The 16,200-nt window shown below is 64.8% G+C and carries 17 protein-coding genes and 1 tRNA gene; 13 read left to right on the top strand and 5 right to left on the bottom strand.

The window, feature by feature from the left end; genetic code table 11:
• Nucleotides 1-193: 193 nt before the first annotated feature.
• Together DIE13_RS20360 and DIE13_RS20355 are read left to right on the top strand one after the other, a co-directional pair.
• The gene (locus tag DIE13_RS20360; RefSeq protein ID WP_124828774.1) at nt 194-1,273 is read left to right on the top strand and encodes an NAD(P)H-dependent flavin oxidoreductase; all 1,080 of its coding nucleotides are present in this window, start codon (nt 194-196) and stop codon (nt 1,271-1,273) included.
• A gap of 459 nt (nt 1,274-1,732) precedes the next feature.
• Nucleotides 1,733-2,875: a branched-chain amino acid ABC transporter substrate-binding protein gene (locus DIE13_RS20355; RefSeq protein ID WP_124828773.1), complete on the top strand. Its 1,143-nt coding sequence runs from the start codon at nt 1,733-1,735 to the stop codon at nt 2,873-2,875.
• 94 nt (nt 2,876-2,969) lie between these two features.
• Here DIE13_RS20355 and DIE13_RS20350 read toward each other — a convergent pair whose 3' ends face one another.
• Nucleotides 2,970-4,184, bottom strand: a complete 1,215-nt coding sequence (locus DIE13_RS20350; RefSeq protein WP_124828772.1) for an MFS transporter — start codon at nt 4,182-4,184, stop codon at nt 2,970-2,972.
• Nucleotides 4,185-4,465: 281 nt separating this feature from the next.
• Here DIE13_RS20350 and DIE13_RS20345 point away from each other — a divergent pair, with 281 nt between their 5' ends.
• The 3 genes from DIE13_RS20345 to DIE13_RS20335 all read left to right on the top strand — a co-directional run bounded on the left by DIE13_RS20345 (nt 4,466) and on the right by DIE13_RS20335 (nt 7,168).
• Nucleotides 4,466-5,125 carry a HugZ family protein gene (locus DIE13_RS20345; RefSeq protein WP_124828771.1) on the top strand — a complete coding sequence of 220 codons (660 nt, stop codon included), beginning with the start codon at nt 4,466-4,468 and terminating at the stop codon, nt 5,123-5,125.
• A gap of 354 nt (nt 5,126-5,479) precedes the next feature.
• The gene (locus DIE13_RS20340; RefSeq protein ID WP_096508184.1) at nt 5,480-5,773 is read left to right on the top strand and encodes an H-NS family nucleoid-associated regulatory protein; all 294 of its coding nucleotides are present in this window, start codon (nt 5,480-5,482) and stop codon (nt 5,771-5,773) included.
• A gap of 237 nt (nt 5,774-6,010) precedes the next feature.
• Nucleotides 6,011-7,168: a cation diffusion facilitator family transporter gene (locus tag DIE13_RS20335; RefSeq protein WP_124828770.1), complete on the top strand. Its 1,158-nt coding sequence runs from the start codon at nt 6,011-6,013 to the stop codon at nt 7,166-7,168.
• Nucleotides 7,169-7,198: 30 nt separating this feature from the next.
• Here the strand turns inward: DIE13_RS20335 and DIE13_RS20330 are convergent, their stop codons facing one another.
• The 3 genes from DIE13_RS20330 to DIE13_RS20320 form a co-directional block, all read right to left on the bottom strand.
• Nucleotides 7,199-7,669: an Lrp/AsnC family transcriptional regulator gene (locus tag DIE13_RS20330; RefSeq protein WP_006477376.1), complete on the bottom strand. Its 471-nt coding sequence runs from the start codon at nt 7,667-7,669 to the stop codon at nt 7,199-7,201.
• A 79-nt stretch (nt 7,670-7,748) separates the two neighbouring features.
• Entirely contained in the window at nt 7,749-8,408 is a 660-nt protein-coding gene (locus DIE13_RS20325) for an exonuclease (protein ID WP_124828769.1), read from the bottom strand.
• Nucleotides 8,405-9,049, bottom strand: coding sequence for an MBL fold metallo-hydrolase (locus DIE13_RS20320; protein ID WP_124828768.1), 645 nt, complete (start codon nt 9,047-9,049; stop codon nt 8,405-8,407). The genes DIE13_RS20325 and DIE13_RS20320 overlap by 4 nt, the downstream gene beginning before the upstream one ends.
• Nucleotides 9,050-9,706: 657 nt before the next feature.
• Here DIE13_RS20320 and DIE13_RS20315 point away from each other — a divergent pair.
• Nucleotides 9,707-10,318: a septal ring lytic transglycosylase RlpA family protein gene (locus DIE13_RS20315; RefSeq protein WP_124828767.1), complete on the top strand. Its 612-nt coding sequence runs from the start codon at nt 9,707-9,709 to the stop codon at nt 10,316-10,318.
• An 86-nt stretch (nt 10,319-10,404) separates the two neighbouring features.
• Here the strand turns inward: DIE13_RS20315 and rsmI are convergent, their stop codons facing one another.
• Entirely contained in the window at nt 10,405-11,283 is an 879-nt protein-coding gene (rsmI, locus tag DIE13_RS20310; protein ID WP_124828766.1) for a 16S rRNA (cytidine(1402)-2'-O)-methyltransferase, read from the bottom strand.
• 46 nt (nt 11,284-11,329) lie between these two features.
• Here rsmI and DIE13_RS20305 point away from each other — a divergent pair, with 46 nt between their 5' ends.
• The 7 genes from DIE13_RS20305 (at nt 11,330) to DIE13_RS20275 (ending at nt 15,610) form a co-directional block, all read left to right on the top strand.
• Nucleotides 11,330-11,758 carry a YraN family protein gene (locus tag DIE13_RS20305; RefSeq protein ID WP_175761677.1) on the top strand — a complete coding sequence of 143 codons (429 nt, stop codon included), beginning with the start codon at nt 11,330-11,332 and terminating at the stop codon, nt 11,756-11,758.
• A 126-nt stretch (nt 11,759-11,884) separates the two neighbouring features.
• Nucleotides 11,885-12,469, top strand: coding sequence for an SIS domain-containing protein (locus DIE13_RS20300; protein WP_124828764.1), 585 nt, complete (start codon nt 11,885-11,887; stop codon nt 12,467-12,469).
• 17 nt (nt 12,470-12,486) lie between these two features.
• Entirely contained in the window at nt 12,487-13,284 is a 798-nt protein-coding gene (locus DIE13_RS20295; protein ID WP_124828763.1) for a BON domain-containing protein, read from the top strand.
• Nucleotides 13,281-13,634 (top strand): c-type cytochrome, encoded by a 354-nt coding sequence (locus tag DIE13_RS20290; RefSeq protein ID WP_124828762.1) that lies wholly within the window; start codon nt 13,281-13,283, stop codon nt 13,632-13,634. The genes DIE13_RS20295 and DIE13_RS20290 overlap by 4 nt, the downstream gene beginning before the upstream one ends.
• 64 nt (nt 13,635-13,698) lie before the next feature.
• Nucleotides 13,699-13,774: transfer RNA gene (locus tag DIE13_RS20285), tRNA-Ala, on the top strand.
• A gap of 555 nt (nt 13,775-14,329) precedes the next feature.
• The gene (locus tag DIE13_RS20280) at nt 14,330-14,668 is read left to right on the top strand and encodes a DNA-binding protein (RefSeq protein WP_124828761.1); all 339 of its coding nucleotides are present in this window, start codon (nt 14,330-14,332) and stop codon (nt 14,666-14,668) included.
• A gap of 3 nt (nt 14,669-14,671) precedes the next feature.
• Nucleotides 14,672-15,610 carry a replication protein RepA gene (locus DIE13_RS20275; RefSeq protein WP_124828760.1) on the top strand — a complete coding sequence of 313 codons (939 nt, stop codon included), beginning with the start codon at nt 14,672-14,674 and terminating at the stop codon, nt 15,608-15,610.
• The last annotated feature ends 590 nt before the right edge of the window (nt 15,611-16,200 follow it).

Genomic DNA, 16,200 nt, shown 5'->3' with positions numbered 1-16,200 from the left:
CACCAATCCCCGGGCGGTGCAGCGCTCGCGCCCGCGATGCGGACGTGCTTCTCCCGCGTGCTGTCGAACCCGTTTCTCGCGCAGCGATCGTTTCGATCTCGATTATTCATTTTTCGGCGCCGCGCCGCTTCGATAGAGTCGATGGGTCGGCCTTTACAAAGCGCTTTCGCGCATCATCATCGAAGGATTCGCCATGTCCGCCCGTTCATTCTCCACACCGTTTTCGGCACGCTTCGGCCTGCGCCTGCCGCTCGTGCAGGCGCCGATGGTCGGCGCGACCACGGCCGCAATGGTCGCGGCCGCATCCAATGCCGGCGCGCTCGGCAGTCTCGGCGCCGGCGCATTCGCGCCCGATCGCCTCGCGACCGAAGTCGACGCCATTCGCGCGGCGACCGATCGTCCGTTCGCCGTGAACCTGTTCGTGCTGCCCGATGCATCGCCCGACGCGGCGACGGTCGCGCGTGCGCTCGCCGCGATCGATCCGCTGAATGCATCGCTCGGGTTGCCGCCGGGCACCACGCCCGCGCGGTATGCGCCCGACTTCCGCGCGCAGCTCGATGCGCTCGTCGCACTGCGCGTGCCGGTCGCGAGCTTCACGTTCGGCGTGCTCGACGCGGCCGACGTCGCTCGTCTGAAGGCCGTCGGCACCTACGTGATCGGTACCGCGACGCACGTCGCCGAAGGGCTCGCGTGGCAGGCGGCCGGCGCCGATGCGTTGTCCGCTCAGGGTGCCGAGGCCGGCGGGCATCGCGGCACCTTCATCGGCCCGGCCGACGATGCGTTGATCGGCACGCTCGCGCTGGTGCCGCAACTCGTCGACGCGACCGGCCTGCCGGTGCTCGCCGCGGGTGGCATCATGGACGGCCGCGGGATCGCCGCCGCGCTCGCGCTGGGCGCCCAGGGCGCACAGCTCGGCACCGCGTTCCTCACCTGCGCCGAGAGCGCGATCGCGGCCGACTGGAAGGCACGCCTGCTCGCGAGCGCCGATACGTCGACGCAGGTGACGCGCGCGATCACCGGGCGCCATGCGCGCGGGTTGCGCAACGCGCTGATGACGCGGCTCGGCGAGCGTGTCGCCGACGCCGCGCCGTATCCGGTGCAGAACGCGCTGACGCAGCCGCTGCGCCAGGCGGCCGCGCGCGCGAACGACGGCGACTATCTGTCGCTGTGGGCCGGGCAGGGCGCGCCGCTCGCGCGGCACCGCGACGCTGCGCTGACGACATCGCAACTCGTCGCGGCGCTCGATGCCGAATGGCGTGCGACGCCCGCATGAACGTGTCGATGCCTGCGTGAGCCGTTCGAAAGCTGCCTGAACGGTGCTTTGCCGAGCCCGAAACGCGCGTGCTGTCACGCGCGTTTCATTCAATGATCCCGTGCACAAAATACCGAATCGAAATGGCACGGGAATGCTTCAAAGCGAGCTTTCATCCAGCTTCTGGCGATTAGCGGAAACCCGTATCCGGCGGGGCTTGCAGCGATATTCGAGTAGCTATTCCAAAGCGCCGTATCGGTAGTGTTACCACTACCCCAAAAAAGTCCCACAAATTAATTTGATCACCTACACTTGCGCGCAAGTACGGGCGGGCAGTTGCTAAAAGCGGCTGTTTCTCCACGTGCTTGAGGCCAAGTGCATGAACGATGCAACCGGCGAATCGTCCAGTGAATGCAAACACAGGGATGGCAGCGGGGCACCGGGCGATGGCGTTTATTGGGACCGAAACTGGAGACTTACATGAATATCAAGATGCAAAAGCTGTTGCCGATCACCGCCGCGGCGATGCTGTGCGTTGCAGCTGCAAGCAACGCGGCCGCCGATCAAGTCGTCAAGATCGGCCACGTCGCGCCCTTGACGGGCGGTATTGCACACCTGGGCAAGGACAACGAAAACGGTGCACGTCTCGCGGTTGAGGAGATCAACGCCAAGGGTCTCACGATCGGCGGCCAGAAAATCACGCTGCAACTGGATGCGCAGGATGACGCGGCCGACCCGCGCCAGGCCACGCAGGTTGCGCAGAAGCTCGTCGACGACAAGGTCGTCGCGGTGGTCGGCCATCTGAACTCGGGCACGTCGATCCCGGCCTCGAAGATCTACAGCGATGCGGGCATCGTGCAGATCTCGCCGTCGGCGACCAACCCGGCGTACACGCAGCAAGGCTTCAAGACCACGTACCGCGTGGTGGCGACCGATGCGCAGCAGGGTCCGGCACTGGCGAACTACGCGCACTCGAAGGGCATCAAGAGCGTCGCGGTGGTCGACGATTCGACCGCTTACGGCCAGGGTCTCGCGAACGAGTTCGAGAAGAAGGCGAAGGCGCTCGGCCTGAAGGTGATGTCGCACGACGCGACCAACGACAAGGCGGTCGACTTCCGCGCGATTCTGACCAAGATCAAGGGCGAGAATCCGGACGCGATCATGTACGGCGGCATGGACGCCACCGGCGGCCCGTTCGCGAAACAGGCGAAGCAGCTCGGCCTGCGCGCGAAGATCTTCGCGGGCGACGGCGTGTGCACGGAAAAGCTGGCCGACCTGGCCGGCGATGCGACCGACAACATCGTGTGCTCGGAAGCCGGTGCGTCGCTCGAGAAGATGCCGGGCGGTGCCGCGTTCAAGGCGAAGTACGAGAAGCGTTTCGGCCAGCCGATCCAGATCTACGCACCGTTCACGTACGATGCCGTGTACATCATCGTCGATGCGATGAAGCGCGCGAACTCGACGGACCCGGCGAAGATTCTCGCGGCAATGCCGGCGACGAACTACACGGGCGTGATCGGCACGACGACCTTCGACTCGAAGGGCGATCTGCAACACGGCGTGATTTCGCTGTACAACTACAAGAGCGGCAAGAAGACGCTGCTCGACGAAGTGAAGATGTAAGCTGAAAAGCGGTCGACAGAAGGGGTGAAAGCGCGCCTGCGGCAATGCAGGCGCGCTTTCTTTTTGGAGCCCCGCAGCAGGCGCGGCGCGCCCGTCAGATCTTCAGATGCGTGAGCACCTTCGGCGCGACGCCCGCGACGAGCGCCGCGCACAGCGCGACCACCGACAGCCCGATCGTCAGGTTCGCGGCTTGCGCGACCGCGCCGATCACGACCGGACCGAACAGCAGTCCGAAATACGCGAGCCCGGCCACGTGCGCGAGACCTTCGGCCGCGTGGATTCCTTTCACGCGCGCGGCCGCGGCGAACAGCACCGGCATCATGTTCGCGAGGCCGAGGCCCATCAGCGTGAAACCCGTCAGCACCGCTACCGGGTTCGGCAGCAGCAGGGCGCCGGCCATCCCCGCGCACGCTAGCGACGCGCTGACGAACACGAGCTGCGGCGCGCCGAAGCGCGCTCGCACGGCGTCGCCCGCGAAGCGCGCGATCGCCATTCCGCCGGAGAATGCGGCATATGCTGCGCTCGCGAGCGCTGGGCTCGCCGCGACCACGTCGCGCATGTAGACCGTCGCCCAGTCGTACATCGCGCCTTCGGCGATCAGTGCGACGAGCGCGATGCCGCCGAGCATCCACAGCGCTGACGAGCGCCAGCGATTGCCGCCGCCATGCGCGTGTTCGTGATGCGGCACGTGCGGCAGCACGGCCGGGCTCGCGGCTAGCAGCACCGCCGCGCTGACGGCTGCCGCGAGCGCCAGGTGCGCGGCCGGCGCCATGCCGGCCGACAGCAGCGCGCCGCCGGCCGCCGCACCCGACATTCCGCCGATGCTGAACATCCCGTGCAGCGACGACATGATCGGCTTGCCGAGCGCGATCTCGACTGCGCTCGCCTCGGCATTCATCGCGACGTCCAGCGTGGCCATCGAGAAACCGAACAGCGCGAGCACGGCGAGCAGCGTCCAGTAGTCGGGCACGACGAGGATCAGCGCCGCGCACGCGGACAGCGCGAGGCCGCCCGCGAGGCACGCGGTTTGCGAGCCGACGCGCGCGATCCAGCGCGCGATCGTCAGCATCGCGGCGATCGAGCCGCCCGCGACCGCGAACAGCGCGATCGACAGCAGCCCCGGGCTCAGTGCGAACTTGTCGCGCACGGTCGGCACGTGCACGCCCCACGACGCGTACATCATGCCGGCGACGAAAAACAGCGCCATCGTCGCCGTGCGCGCGCGCTGGCGGACCGGCAGGGCCAGCACGCGATGCGCGTCGGGCGGGGCGGCGAAATCGGACGAGGATCGGGAGGAAGATTCGGACACGGAATGCTCTTCGATGGAAAATGCGCGGGCGCGTCGCGCCCGTCTGATTCGTCCGATTCTATCGAACCGCTTACGGTCTTGCCGGCGCACTTGCCGTTCAGCCGATCGGGACCGCCTTGCGTGGCGCCGGTACGGGCGCATCCGCCATCCATCCGGCCGATGCGCGGCATGCCGCGCGCGCAGGTAACATCGATGCGCATGCGCGGTGCCCGGCGCGCGGCACGCATTGCGTGCTCGTCCGCCGTCATCGCCGCGTCAGTCTTTCGACCGTAGGAGTTACCGTGAACATCGATCCCGCCCTTGCCCTGCACCTGCTGCACCGCTGCGCGCTGGGCACACTCGCGACCCACGCGCGCGACCCGCAAGGGTTTCCGTATCCGACGGTCGTACCGTTTGCGCCCGATGCAAACCATCGGCCCGTGATTCTCGTGAGCAGTCTCGCCGAACATACGCGCAATCTCGCCGCCGATCCGCGCGCGGGCTTTCTCGTCGTCGACGCACCGGACGGCGACGTACTCAATGCCGAGCGCGCGACGCTGCTCGGCCGTTTCGTGCCGCTCGGCGACGATCCGCATGTCGCCGCACGCTACGTGCGCTACGAACCGGACGCCGCGCGCTATCTCGCGCTCGGCGATTTCACGTTCTGGGCGCTGGACATCGAGCGGCTGCGCTATATCGGCGGCTTCGGCCGGATGGGCTGGGTGGACGGCACGGGGCTCGACACGCTGCCGCCGCTCGGGTTCGACGAAGAACGGGCGCTTTGGGACGCCTACGATGCGAGCGATGCGCGTCGCGACGGGCTCGAACTGCTCGGCGTCGACCGCCACGGCGCCGACTGGCGCTGCGACGGCCGCCGCGTACGAACGCCATTCGATGTATCTCCGGCGGATTCGGACGCATTGCGCGATCGGCTGATTGCATGCGCGCGTGATGCGACGTGACGTCGCGCATGCCGGTTTGAGCGTTTGGCAGGCCGCGAGCCGCGATTTTCGCGAACTTGTCGCCGGATGAAAGCTTCGATTTTGCGCATGCAGGGTAATTGCGTATGCTGATAGGCCTAATACGCCATTGGTAATGTCCTAATCTCTATGTAACCGCGAGAAAATTTGAGAAAAGGCCGTGGCGGCCCAAAATGGCGTACGTGATTTACAATTGATCTCGGGATTTTCGTGAATCCCGCTTCTATCAAATCTTTTTTGTGCTAATCTCTGCCTTCGAAAATCCGAGGCACCAATATTCCATGAATGGCTAGCCGGCTACAGACCGGTGCCATTGGTCATATAGAAAGGGAAACTATGTCTTCTTACAAGGACCTGCTGGCCCAGCGGGAGAAGCTGGAGAAGCAAATCGAAGAAGCGAAGTCGCGCGAATACGCTGAAGTGCTGAATGACGTGAAGCAGAAAATTGCCGACTACGGCTTTTCGCTCGCCGAACTCGGCCTGAGCCGTGCGAAGGCAGGCAAGGTCGGTCGTCCGCGCGCAGGCGTGGCGGCAAAATACCGCGATCCGGAAACGGGCGCGACGTGGTCGGGCCGTGGCAAGCCGCCGCGCTGGATCGCCGGCAAGGACCGCGAACAATTTTCGATTTAAACAAACGTTTAAATCGTTGTCTCAAAAGGGCCGCGTATCCGTGTAGGAGCGCGGCTTTTTTGTATGGCGGTATCGGAATGTATGCGGGATGTCATGAAAATGTCAGAAATGCCATGTGAATGGAAATGCGACCCGTTCGCATAACCGGTTGATTTAACTGGAAAATTTAGGGTTATCGGAATGCCCGGAGGGCTTCGTTTGATAGAATTCCGTGCCCCAACCGATATCTCGTATTTCATGTCCACGTTTTCCGGTGACGCGCAAAGCGCCGATAAGCACGCGGTCGCGCGCAAGAGCACCCTCGTCAGTATTGTGCTGAATGTCGTGCTTGCGACGTTTCAGATCGTCGTGGGCGTGGTTGCGCATTCGCAGGCATTGATTGCTGACGGTGTTCATTCGATTTCCGATTTGATCTCGGATTTTGTCGTGCTGGTTGCGAATCGTCATAGTGGTGCATCGCCGGACGCCGACCACAATTACGGGCACAGCCGTTACGAGACAGTTGCATCGCTGTTTCTCGGCGCGATCCTGATCGCGGTCGGTATCGGCATGCTCTGGCGCGCCGGCAATCGCCTCGTAAATCTCGAAAACATCCCGGCCGTGCATTTCTCCGCGCTGATCGTCGCGCTGACGGTGCTCGTGTCGAAAGAGGCGCTGTTTCGCTACATGCTGCGCGAGGCTCGGCGCGTGCGCTCGGCGATGCTCGTTGCGAACGCCTGGCATGCGCGCTCGGATGCCGCGTCGTCGCTCGTCGTGGCGATCGGCATCGTCGGCAGCCTGGCCGGGGTGCGGCTGCTCGATCCGATCGCGGCCGCGATCGTCGGCTTCATGGTCGCGCGAATGGGCTGGACGTTCGGCTATGACGCGCTGCAGGACCTGTCCGATCGCGCGCTCGACACGACCGATACGGACGAGATCCGTGCGCTGCTCGCGGCGACCCCCGGCGTGCGCGACGTGCACGACCTGCGCACGCGCAAGATGGGCGATGCCGCGCTCGTCGACGCGCACATCCTGGTCGATCCGATGATCTCGGTATCGGAAGGACACTACATCGCGGAAACCGCGCGTGCGCGCGTGTTGCGCGACCCGCGCGTGCTGGATGCGCTGATTCACGTCGACCCGGAGAACGATGCGGCGCGCCGTCCGGCGCTCGCGCTGCCTCCGCGCGTCGAAATCACGGCGCGGCTCGACGACGCGCTCGCGCAGCGCGGGCTGCATGCGGACGCGATCGACCTGCACTACCTGAGCACGGGGCTCGAGATCGACGTGACGCTCGCCGTGGATGCGGGCGATACCGACGCGGCGCTGGCCGGCCGGCTCGACGTCGACACGCTGAAGCGTCAGTTCGGCGCGCGCCGGATCGGCTTCACGCGCGCGCTGCCCACGCCGGCGTGACGCCGGCGTTTTCGCGAAGCGCGCCGCGCGTTACAGCGGCAACTGCGTGTCGAATTTGATTTCGCGCAGCACGACGCTCGTGCGTACCTGCGACACCGCCGGGATCTTGAAGATCCGTTCGTGCAGGAAGACGTCGTAGGCCTTGATGTCGGGCGCAACGATCTTGAGGATGTAATCGGCTTCGCCCGTCGTGCTGTAGCACTCGGTGACTTCCGGGCAGGTCGCGATCTCGCGCTCGAACTGTTCGACGCCGCCTTCGTTGTGGCGGGTCAGGTGCACGTGCGCGAGCGCGCACACGTGCAGGCCGAGTTTCTCGCGATCGAGCAGCGCGGTATAGCGCTGGATCACGCCGGATTGTTCCATGTCCTTGATGCGGCGCCAGCACGGCGTGCTCGACAGGCCGACCTGGTCGGAAATTTCCTGAACGGAACGGCGCGCGTCGAGCTGCAACAGGCGAAGGATTTTTTGCGAAAAGGAATCGAGCGTCACCTGCGCCTCCATGCGGCAGCTACAACACGCTGAATGTTAGAGGGCCGGGAAAGGAAAGGCAATCTGACGGCGTGCCGATGAGCGAGATTCGCTAATTTGCGCGTGGATCCGTGGGATTTTGCCCCGCCCCCGCGTGTTCCGTCCGGTCGGTGTCGGATACCGCGAGGCCCGCGAGCGCAGCCTGCTGACGGCGCAGGTCGGCGAGCATGTTGCAGAACAGCGCGCCCTGCTCGATGGCGTCGTCGAGTGCGACGTGCGTATGCGGGTGATCGTCGAACCAGTGCTTCGGAAAGCGCGGCTTGATGGCCTTGCGGTATGGCAGGCCCGTCATCGCAAACGCGAGCGTCTTGATGTCGAGTGCCGACCACGAGAACGGGCAGCGGCCCGCGAAGCGCATCATGTACCAGAACATGAACGTGAAATCGAAGCCGGCCGGCATCGCGACGAACACCGGCTTGCCGGGCAGCGCCTCGACCCACTCGACGTACGCGACGAGCGCGGCCTCGGGTGCCTGCAGATCGCGCCGGCACGCGGCCCACGCGTCGGGCTCCGTTTTCCACCACGCTTCCTGTACCGGATGGGCGTGGGCGCCGGGCAGCGTCTCGAGGTTCGCCGAGAACGTCGCGATCAGCTGCTTGTCCTCGGTATAGGCGGCCGACGCGAAGCTCAGCATCGAGTGCGGGCCGGGAATCGGGCCGTCGGCCTCGACGTCGGTGCTGACGTAGATTTCGGGGATGGCGGTCTGGTTCATCCGTATGCCTTGTCGGACACGAACGGATTCGTGCGGCGCTCGTCGCCGAAGGTGGACACAGGGCCGTGGCCCGGCACGAACGTGACGTCGTCGCCGAGCGGCCACAGCTTTTCCTTGATCGAACGCACGAGGTCCGCGTGATTGCCGCGCGGGAAGTCGGTGCGGCCGATCGAGCCGGCGAACAGCACGTCGCCGACGATCGCGACGCGATGCGCGCGGCTGAAGAACACGACATGGCCGGGTGTGTGGCCCGGGCAGTGATAGACCTCGAGCGTCTCGTCGCCGAACTGCACGGTGTCGCCGTCGTTCAACCAGTGGTCCGGCTCGAACGCTTCGGCGGCCGGAAAGCCGAAGCGCTGGCTCTGCATCGGCAGTTGTTCGATCCAGAAGCGTTCGTCTTCCTGCGGCCCCACGATCGGCACGCCGTAATGCGTAGCGAGCGCCTTTGCACCTGCGCAGTGATCGACGTGCCCGTGCGTGAGCAGCACTTTCTCGACCTGCACGTTCTGCCGCGCGATCTCCTGTTCGATCCGTTCGAGATCGCCGCCCGGATCGACGACGGCGGCGCGGCCGGTCTTTTCGCAGACGAGCAGCGAGCAGTTCTGCTGGAACGGCGTGACCGGGATGAGCGTGACTTTCATGAGGGCACCGGCGGCTAAAAGGACCGATTGTACCGGTCGCGCGAGCCGCCCGCCGGCCCAGCTTCGGGCCGCCCGGCGCACGCCGTGCGGGCAATCCCGGAGCATCCGATTGTTACCGCCATAGTGAGAATCAATGGCTGGGGAGGGGCGAATTTCGAGATGGGGTTTTGATTTATGTATAATGCGCCCCATTGCGCGTGAATTTCACGCAATTCGCTGGTGTTTCGGCCCCGTTAAATGGGGCGTCGGATTCACCGTCAAGCATCGACCGCCGGGGAGTCCGGCGGTGTATCCAGCACCGAGCATTCGGTGCTCACGTCTTGTCCGGCCGGGTGCTGCGCGCCCGCCTGCGGCCCTGCTGCCGCGCCGCCGGATGAGGCCTGTGCCGCCGTTCCTGTGCGTTGGCTGTACGCGACGCGCGCGAACGTGAAAGCCATGTTCGATGGCGGCATGTGGGGTCTGGTCAGGCTGCCGGGGACAGGTTGCGCCAGACGTGAAAACTAATCAGGACGGTTGCGGCCGAGACGAAAGCCGCGCCCATGCTAGCCGCCTGCTCGCATCCGAGCGGGGCGTGCACGCATTTGCCGTCCGGGCCGCGTATCCGCGTTGTTGAGCAGCGTTGTATCGGTGCGGCCCGAACCAGAAGGCGACACGTCGATGAATTTTCGATTTCCGACTCGATTCGGGACCATTGCATTATTTTTTGCGTTGACGGGCTGTGCGGTGCCATCCAGCCAGACCACCGGCAACGCCAATCAGAAGGGTGCGGTCGACAGGACGGCCGCCGCCGCGAAAGCGGACGACGACAAGCAACAACTCAATTTCGATTCCGCGCTGGCATCGATGCCGGCAGCCGACAGCAAGGACGCGAACAAGTCTTCGCTGGCGGATGCCGAGCCGATCGACGGCAAGGACGTATCGGATTTCCGTCAGACGGGCCGGGCATCGTGGTATGGCCGCGATTTCCACGGCCGCCGCACCGCGAACGGCGAGCGCTTCAACATGAACGCGCTGACCGCCGCGCATCGCACGCTGCCGCTGTCTTCGTACATCAAGGTGACGAACGCGTCGACCGGCAAGTGGGTCGTCGTGAAGGTCAACGACCGCGGGCCGTTCAAGCGTGGGCGTGTGCTCGACCTGTCGTATGCGGCCGCCAAGATCATCGGTCTCGTGCATGCCGGCACGGGTCGCGTGAAGATCGAAGGGCTGTCGCCGCAGGAAGCGCGCGAGGCGCGCGACGAGATGTTAGCGTCGCTGTCGTCCAAGTAACGCGACGGTTCGTCCGCCCATGCAGAAAGGGCTGCCTTCGGGCAGCCCTTTTTCGTTTCAGCGGCTCGTGCCGCGCACGCCGCGCGTCAACCATCCTTCAGCGCCAGCGCGCGCGCATACAGCGCGTTGCGCGACGCGCCCGTCAGCGCCGCCGCGAGCTTCGCCGCGCTCTTTACCGGCACTTCTTCCAGCAGCAGCTTGAGCAGCGCGTCGTGCGCGGTGTCGTCCGCCTCGTCGCGATTGGCCGGCGCGCCTTCGACCACCAGCACGAACTCGCCGCGCTGCCGGTTCGCATCGCCGCCGAGCCAGGTCTGTCCTTCGGCCAGGGTGCCCTGGAACAACTGCTCGTGTAGCTTGGTGAGCTCGCGCGCGATCAGCAGCCGACGCGCGGGGCCGAATGCGTCGGCCAGTGCGGCGACGGTTTCGGCGATCCGGTGCGGCGCTTCGTAGAACACCAGCGCGTACGGATGTTGCACGAGTGCCTGCAGTGCGCTGGCGCGCTGCTTCGACTTCGGCGGCAGGAAGCCCGCGAACGTGAACGTGCCGGCCCAGTCGCCTGCCACGCTCAGCGCGGTCACGGCCGCGCTCGCGCCCGGCAGCGGGACTACCGCGAAGCCCGCGTTGCGCACGGCGTCGACGAGCCGCGCGCCCGGGTCCGAAATGCCGGGCGTGCCGGCGTCCGACACGTACGCCACGCGTTCGCCCGCGCGCAGCTGCTCGATCACGCGCAGTGCGGCTTCGCGTTCGTTGTGCTCGTGCACGGCAACGAGCGGTTTCGAGATCCCGTAACGGGCGAGCAACTGGCCCGTGTTGCGGGTGTCTTCGGCGGCGATGCGGTCGGCGAGGGCTAGCACGTGCAGCGCGCGCAGCGTGATGTCGGCGGTGTTGCCGATCGGCGTCGCGACCACGTAGAGCGCGGCGCTCGGGTAATGCTGCGTTTGCGCGAGTTCGAGGAGGGCAGTCATGGCAGGCAATGCGCGCAATCGCGGCGCAAGCGGAACAAGGACGGCATTGTGCCACGCGCAGCCGGCCGCGCCGGGCGGCGCGCGCGGATTGCCGGCCACCGGCGACAACTTTTCCGGCGCCGCGCGATCCAAACCGGTCGGCGCGGCGTTCGAGCAGCGTGCGCGGCAGTTCCTCGAGCGTCGCGGCCTCGCGTTCGTCGCGGCCAACGTGACGATGCGCGGGGGCGAGCTCGACCTCGTGATGCGTGCGCCCGACGGTGTGCTCGTGTTCGTCGAGGTGCGTGCGCGGCGCAGCACGCGGCACGGCGGCGCGGCCGCGAGCGTCGGCTGGCGCAAGCGGCGGCGTCTGATCGCGGCGGCGCTTGGTTTCTGGGCGCGGCACGGCGCGGGCGCCGCGTGTCGCTTCGACGTCGTCGCGTTCGAGGCCGGCCGGCTCGACTGGCTGTGCGACGCATTTCGTGCCGACGATGTGTAGCCGCGAGCTGTGACGAGATGTAAAGAGTTCTTGCCGTACCCCCGGACAGGGCGCCGGAGTGCGGTAAACTCGCCGCACCCATGATGTCGCGCGCTGCGTGCCACGCGCCCAGTTCACCAGGAATCGATGTCAGTCGAACGTATTCAGCAACATTTCCGCGACAGTGCCGCGCTTCACGCCGAGGCGGCCGATGCGCTGTCGCTGCCGATCGCAGCCGCGGTCGATGCGATGTTCGCCGCGCTGGCGAACGGCAACAAGATCGTCGCGTGCGGCGACGGCCCGTCGGCTGCCGCTGCGCACTACCTTGCCGTGTCCCTCGTCGGCGGCTTCGAGCGCGAGCGTCCTGGCCTGCCGGCGATTGCGCTGGCCACCGATGCGTCGCAGGGCGGGCTCACCGGTGCGGCGGCCGCCGATCAGCTGTTCGCGCAGCAGGTGCGCGTGCTCGGGCAGACGGGCGACATCCTGCTGGTGCTCGACGCGGGCGGCGCGTCGCCACGCGTGCTGGCCGCGATCGACGAGGCGCACGAGCGCGAGATGACCGTCGTCGCGCTGACCGGCGGCAACGGCCGCGCAGTCGCGGCCGCGCTGTCCGACACCGATATTCCGATCAGCGTGCCCGCCTCTCGCGCGGCGCGCGTCCACGAAGTCCATCTGCTGACTATCCACTGCCTGTGCGACGGCATCGACGCGATGCTGCTGGGTGAGGATTGAACGAAGGAGAGCCGTCGATGAATCAAAGCCGCGTCAAAGGGACGCTCGTCAGAACCACGTTGCTCGTCGCGCTGACGGCGGGCCTTGCCGTGTCGCTGCAGGGCTGCGTGCTCGGCGTGCTGGGTGCTGCGGCAGGCGGCGGCGCGCTGATCGCGACCGACCGCCGTACGCTCGGCGCGCAGACGGAGGATCGCGAGATCCAGGTCAAGTCGCTCACGCAGATCAACAACGGGCTGCCGGATCAGTCGCACGTGAACGTGACGGTGTTCAACCGCCGCGTGCTGCTGACGGGCGAAGTGCCGAACGATGCATCGAAGCAGCGCGCCGAAGAGATCGTGCGCGGCATCAACAACGTGAACGGGATCGTCAACGAGCTGTCGGTCGAGCCGGCGTCGTCGCTGTCGTCGCGCGCGAACGACTCGTATCTCGAAGGGCGGGTGAAGTCCGAGCTGATCGCGACGAAGGGGGTGTCGGCGAACTACTACAAGGTCGTCAGCGAGCGCGGCAATATCTACCTGATGGGCCTCGTGACGGTCGACGAAGGCAATCGCGGCGCCGATGCGGCGAGCCAGGTGCCGGGCGTCGAGAAGGTCGTGAAGGTGTTCCAGTACATCCAGCCGCAGGACGCGCAGGCGTTGCAGGCTGCGTCGCCGAGCGATGCGTCCGGCGCGCAGGCCGCCGCCGCACCCGCAGATTCCGCGACGGTCGGTGCGGTGCCCGATGCGTCGGTCCAGTCCACCCCGCTGCAACCGCCCGCGCCGATCTCGAATTCGTCGAGCGTGCACCCGGGCAACCCGAAGGCGACGCCGCAATGAAGCTGATACAGATCAAACACTGGATGGTGCAGGGCGCCGCGGCTGCGGCACTCGCGGCCGGTGCGCTCGGCACCGCGCATGCCGATGTCGCCGATGGCCTGAGGGTCGCGCGCGGCAACGCCTGCATGGGCTGCCACGCAGTGGACCGCAAGCTCGTCGGCCCGTCGTTCAAGGACATCGCCGCGCGCTACAAGTCCGATCCGCAGGCCGTCGCGAAGCTGTCGAAGAAAGTGAAGGACGGCGGCTCGGGTGTGTGGGGGGCGATTCCGATGCCGGCGCACCCGCGCATGAGCGATGCGGATCTGCGTTCCGTGGTCGAATGGGTGCTCGCGGGCGCACCGTCGAAGTGACGCATTTGGGTAGCGAACCCCTATTGCCAAGCGCGGAAATGCGTGTGTATGATGGTTGTCTGTTGGGGCGGTAGCTCAGCTGGGAGAGCGTCGCGTTCGCAATGCGAAGGTCGGGAGTTCGATCCTCCTCCGCTCCACCATAAATTCCAGTAAAAACAACGCACTACGTCTCACGATGTAGTGCGTTGTTTTGCATTTGGAAGCAGGTTTTGGCACGCCATGTGTGCCAAATTTGTGCCAGGGTTGCACCGCTTGCCCCGCACCGCGCGCATGACATTGCAGCAAATTGCGGGTACGATCCTTGGTAATCGCGCTGAAGACGTACAGAACGGCTACGAGACAAAAGCAAAGGGCAAGGGGTCTAGCAAACTGGACCTTGTCCACAAAGCGTGGAGCCACGGACTGTTCAGCAGCCCCCGCCATAAGCGGATTGGTGGGTGAGCCAGAAAGGATGCCGAAGGCAATCGCCAGGTTTATGACTTCCGCCGGTCAGGATGAGGCCGGAAACTAACGGGACAGCATAGCTTGGAGAGCGAGGCGAACATGGGGGACAACCCCGCCGTACAAGTGCTCGCTGCTAATTTGGGCAAGTAGCGATAAGCGTAAAGTCTTCGTCCATCTGGGCAAGGTACGGAACCGCGGACTCATCCGAACTTGGCTGGTCATCGACCAGCCGGGATCGGAGTGGTTCGCCCATGAAATCTCTGCTCACCGTAGAACAACTTTCCAACTACCTCCATAAGTCTGTCGCAAGCATCCGCAGCGACGCTACTCGCAACCCGCAGTCGCTTCCCCCAATTTGTCGTCTGCCAAACACCAAACGGCTGCTTTGGCGGCTTGAGGACGTCGAGAGCTGGCTTGCCGCCCATGTCGAAGGAGGGACGGCACCGACAGCTTGCGATGTTGCCGAGTTGCAACGATCGCGCCGAGGTCGGCCAACGAAAGCGGAGCAAGTGGCGCGACGTCGTCAGGGCACGGCGCGGCAGACGGTGCAATCTCAAAATGCCGCCGCTGCCACGGATAGCCGGAGGTGATCCGTGGACGACTCTCAAGTCACCCTGCACGAGCTGGGGGGCGAAGTGGACGCGCGAAGTGGTCCGCCGAAATCCAGCTCGACGAAGGTTTCCAGCCTGATTTCCACGGCGCTGGCGATTCAGGAAGAAGACGCTGCTGCATCAGGGCAAATCGGATACATGGCGCGAGCGATGATCTGGGCGTCCATGCCTCATAAAAAGGTTGATGGTGCTCATTTCAGATGCGACAACGGCATCGCTACCGTCACGATGCTGGTCGATCCCGAGATCGGTCTGCCATATGGAAAATTTCCTCGGCTTATCTCTGCCTGGTTGACGCGCGAGGCCAAGCGGACCAAATCGCGCGAGCTGACACTTGGTCGAAGCCTCAACGAGTTCGCCGGAAAACTCGGGCTATCAAACAGCGGCGGCCGCCGCGGCGACACCACGCGGCTGAAGATTCAGGCGACAAAATTGTTCAGCACGTTCGTAACGTTGAAGGCAAACCACGGAGATGACTTCGCCTACAAAAACGTCAGTCTTTCCGACAGCGGGATGTTGCTCTGGAACCCTAACAGGCCACACGAGCAATCAATGTGGGAGAGCACTGTGACGCTGTCGGAAGCCTTCTACCGACAGTGCATGGACTACGCGGTGCCGTTCGACCTGCGTGTATTGCATGCTCTGCGTGCGCCATTGGCGATCGACCTGTACCTCTGGCTTACATGGCGAATGTTCATTCTGCGAGGGAGGGTGCGGATTCCATGGGAAGCATTGCGCATGCAGTTTGGCGCAGGGTACGCCCTCACTCCGCAGGGTATGGCGCACTTCCGCGCGGAATTCAATCGCTGTCTGAAGGACGTGTGCATGTTGTACCCGGCAGCAAAGGTATCGTCCGGGAGGGATGGGCTGAGCTTGATTCCTAGCCCTCCTCACATCATCCCGATCTCGGTGTCGCAGTGATTCGTGTGTGGATAGGTCTGTGGACGGCGCAACTTATCCACGCTGAAACACCGATACCAAGGTCAGCAGGTGCGAGCCGTTGTGGGAGTTCGTGCCGCGGGCGTTTGCACAACGAAGCTGCGCGCAGAAACACCGATACGCTTGCGCTGAAGTACCGATACGGCAGCGCTGAAACACCGATACGGAGGGCGCTCGACAGACTTCCAAGTGTTTGATTTGAAATCAATCTCGACCGTGAATGTGCGTGGGCAAGTAGTCTTTCAAATAGCCTTCCATGTATTCAACAAGTAGGAAGGGGCCTCCAGCCTGGGGATAAGTGGTGGGGGGGCTTGTCCGAGCGAGTCATCATTTCTCGCGTTTGATGTTGAACGCCAGGGATTGGTCGGTATTGCTGTCGGCATCGCCGTCAACTCATCTGCGTAAGTCGACACCTGATCTCTCAGTCAGCATCAGATCAGGTCCGAGATCGCTTGACCGTCACTAGTTGTTCACTATCTCGAAGCCAGCGGTCAGTATGCGGCCGTTGCTGTCGGTGGTCGCTGACGAGCTTATTTGCGCTGTCTGGTGCTAAGCGGTCCTTGAACCAGCCG

This window comes from Burkholderia sp. Bp9016 (assembly GCF_003857765.1).
Lineage (GTDB): Bacteria > Pseudomonadota > Gammaproteobacteria > Burkholderiales > Burkholderiaceae > Burkholderia.
This window is presented reverse-complemented; position numbering and strand designations above follow the sequence as displayed.

What these genes read in the sequence shown, in the direction of transcription:
- DIE13_RS20330 (WP_006477376.1), bottom strand. Translation starts at nt 7,669, where the DNA reads ATGGAGGCGCAGGTGACGCTCGATTCCTTTTCGCAAAAAATCCTTCGC.
- DIE13_RS20315 (WP_124828767.1), top strand. Translation starts at nt 9,707, where the DNA reads ATGAATTTTCGATTTCCGACTCGATTCGGGACCATTGCATTATTTTTT.
- DIE13_RS20325 (WP_124828769.1), bottom strand. Translation starts at nt 8,408, where the DNA reads ATGAACCAGACCGCCATCCCCGAAATCTACGTCAGCACCGACGTCGAG.
- DIE13_RS20360 (WP_124828774.1), top strand. Translation starts at nt 194, where the DNA reads ATGTCCGCCCGTTCATTCTCCACACCGTTTTCGGCACGCTTCGGCCTG.
- DIE13_RS20300 (WP_124828764.1), top strand. Translation starts at nt 11,885, where the DNA reads ATGTCAGTCGAACGTATTCAGCAACATTTCCGCGACAGTGCCGCGCTT.
- DIE13_RS20335 (WP_124828770.1), top strand. Translation starts at nt 6,011, where the DNA reads ATGTCCACGTTTTCCGGTGACGCGCAAAGCGCCGATAAGCACGCGGTC.
- DIE13_RS20355 (WP_124828773.1), top strand. Translation starts at nt 1,733, where the DNA reads ATGAATATCAAGATGCAAAAGCTGTTGCCGATCACCGCCGCGGCGATG.
- DIE13_RS20290 (WP_124828762.1), top strand. Translation starts at nt 13,281, where the DNA reads ATGAAGCTGATACAGATCAAACACTGGATGGTGCAGGGCGCCGCGGCT.
- DIE13_RS20340 (WP_096508184.1), top strand. Translation starts at nt 5,480, where the DNA reads ATGTCTTCTTACAAGGACCTGCTGGCCCAGCGGGAGAAGCTGGAGAAG.
- rsmI (WP_124828766.1), bottom strand. Translation starts at nt 11,283, where the DNA reads ATGACTGCCCTCCTCGAACTCGCGCAAACGCAGCATTACCCGAGCGCC.
- DIE13_RS20320 (WP_124828768.1), bottom strand. Translation starts at nt 9,049, where the DNA reads ATGAAAGTCACGCTCATCCCGGTCACGCCGTTCCAGCAGAACTGCTCG.
- DIE13_RS20280 (WP_124828761.1), top strand. Translation starts at nt 14,330, where the DNA reads ATGAAATCTCTGCTCACCGTAGAACAACTTTCCAACTACCTCCATAAG.
- DIE13_RS20295 (WP_124828763.1), top strand. Translation starts at nt 12,487, where the DNA reads ATGAATCAAAGCCGCGTCAAAGGGACGCTCGTCAGAACCACGTTGCTC.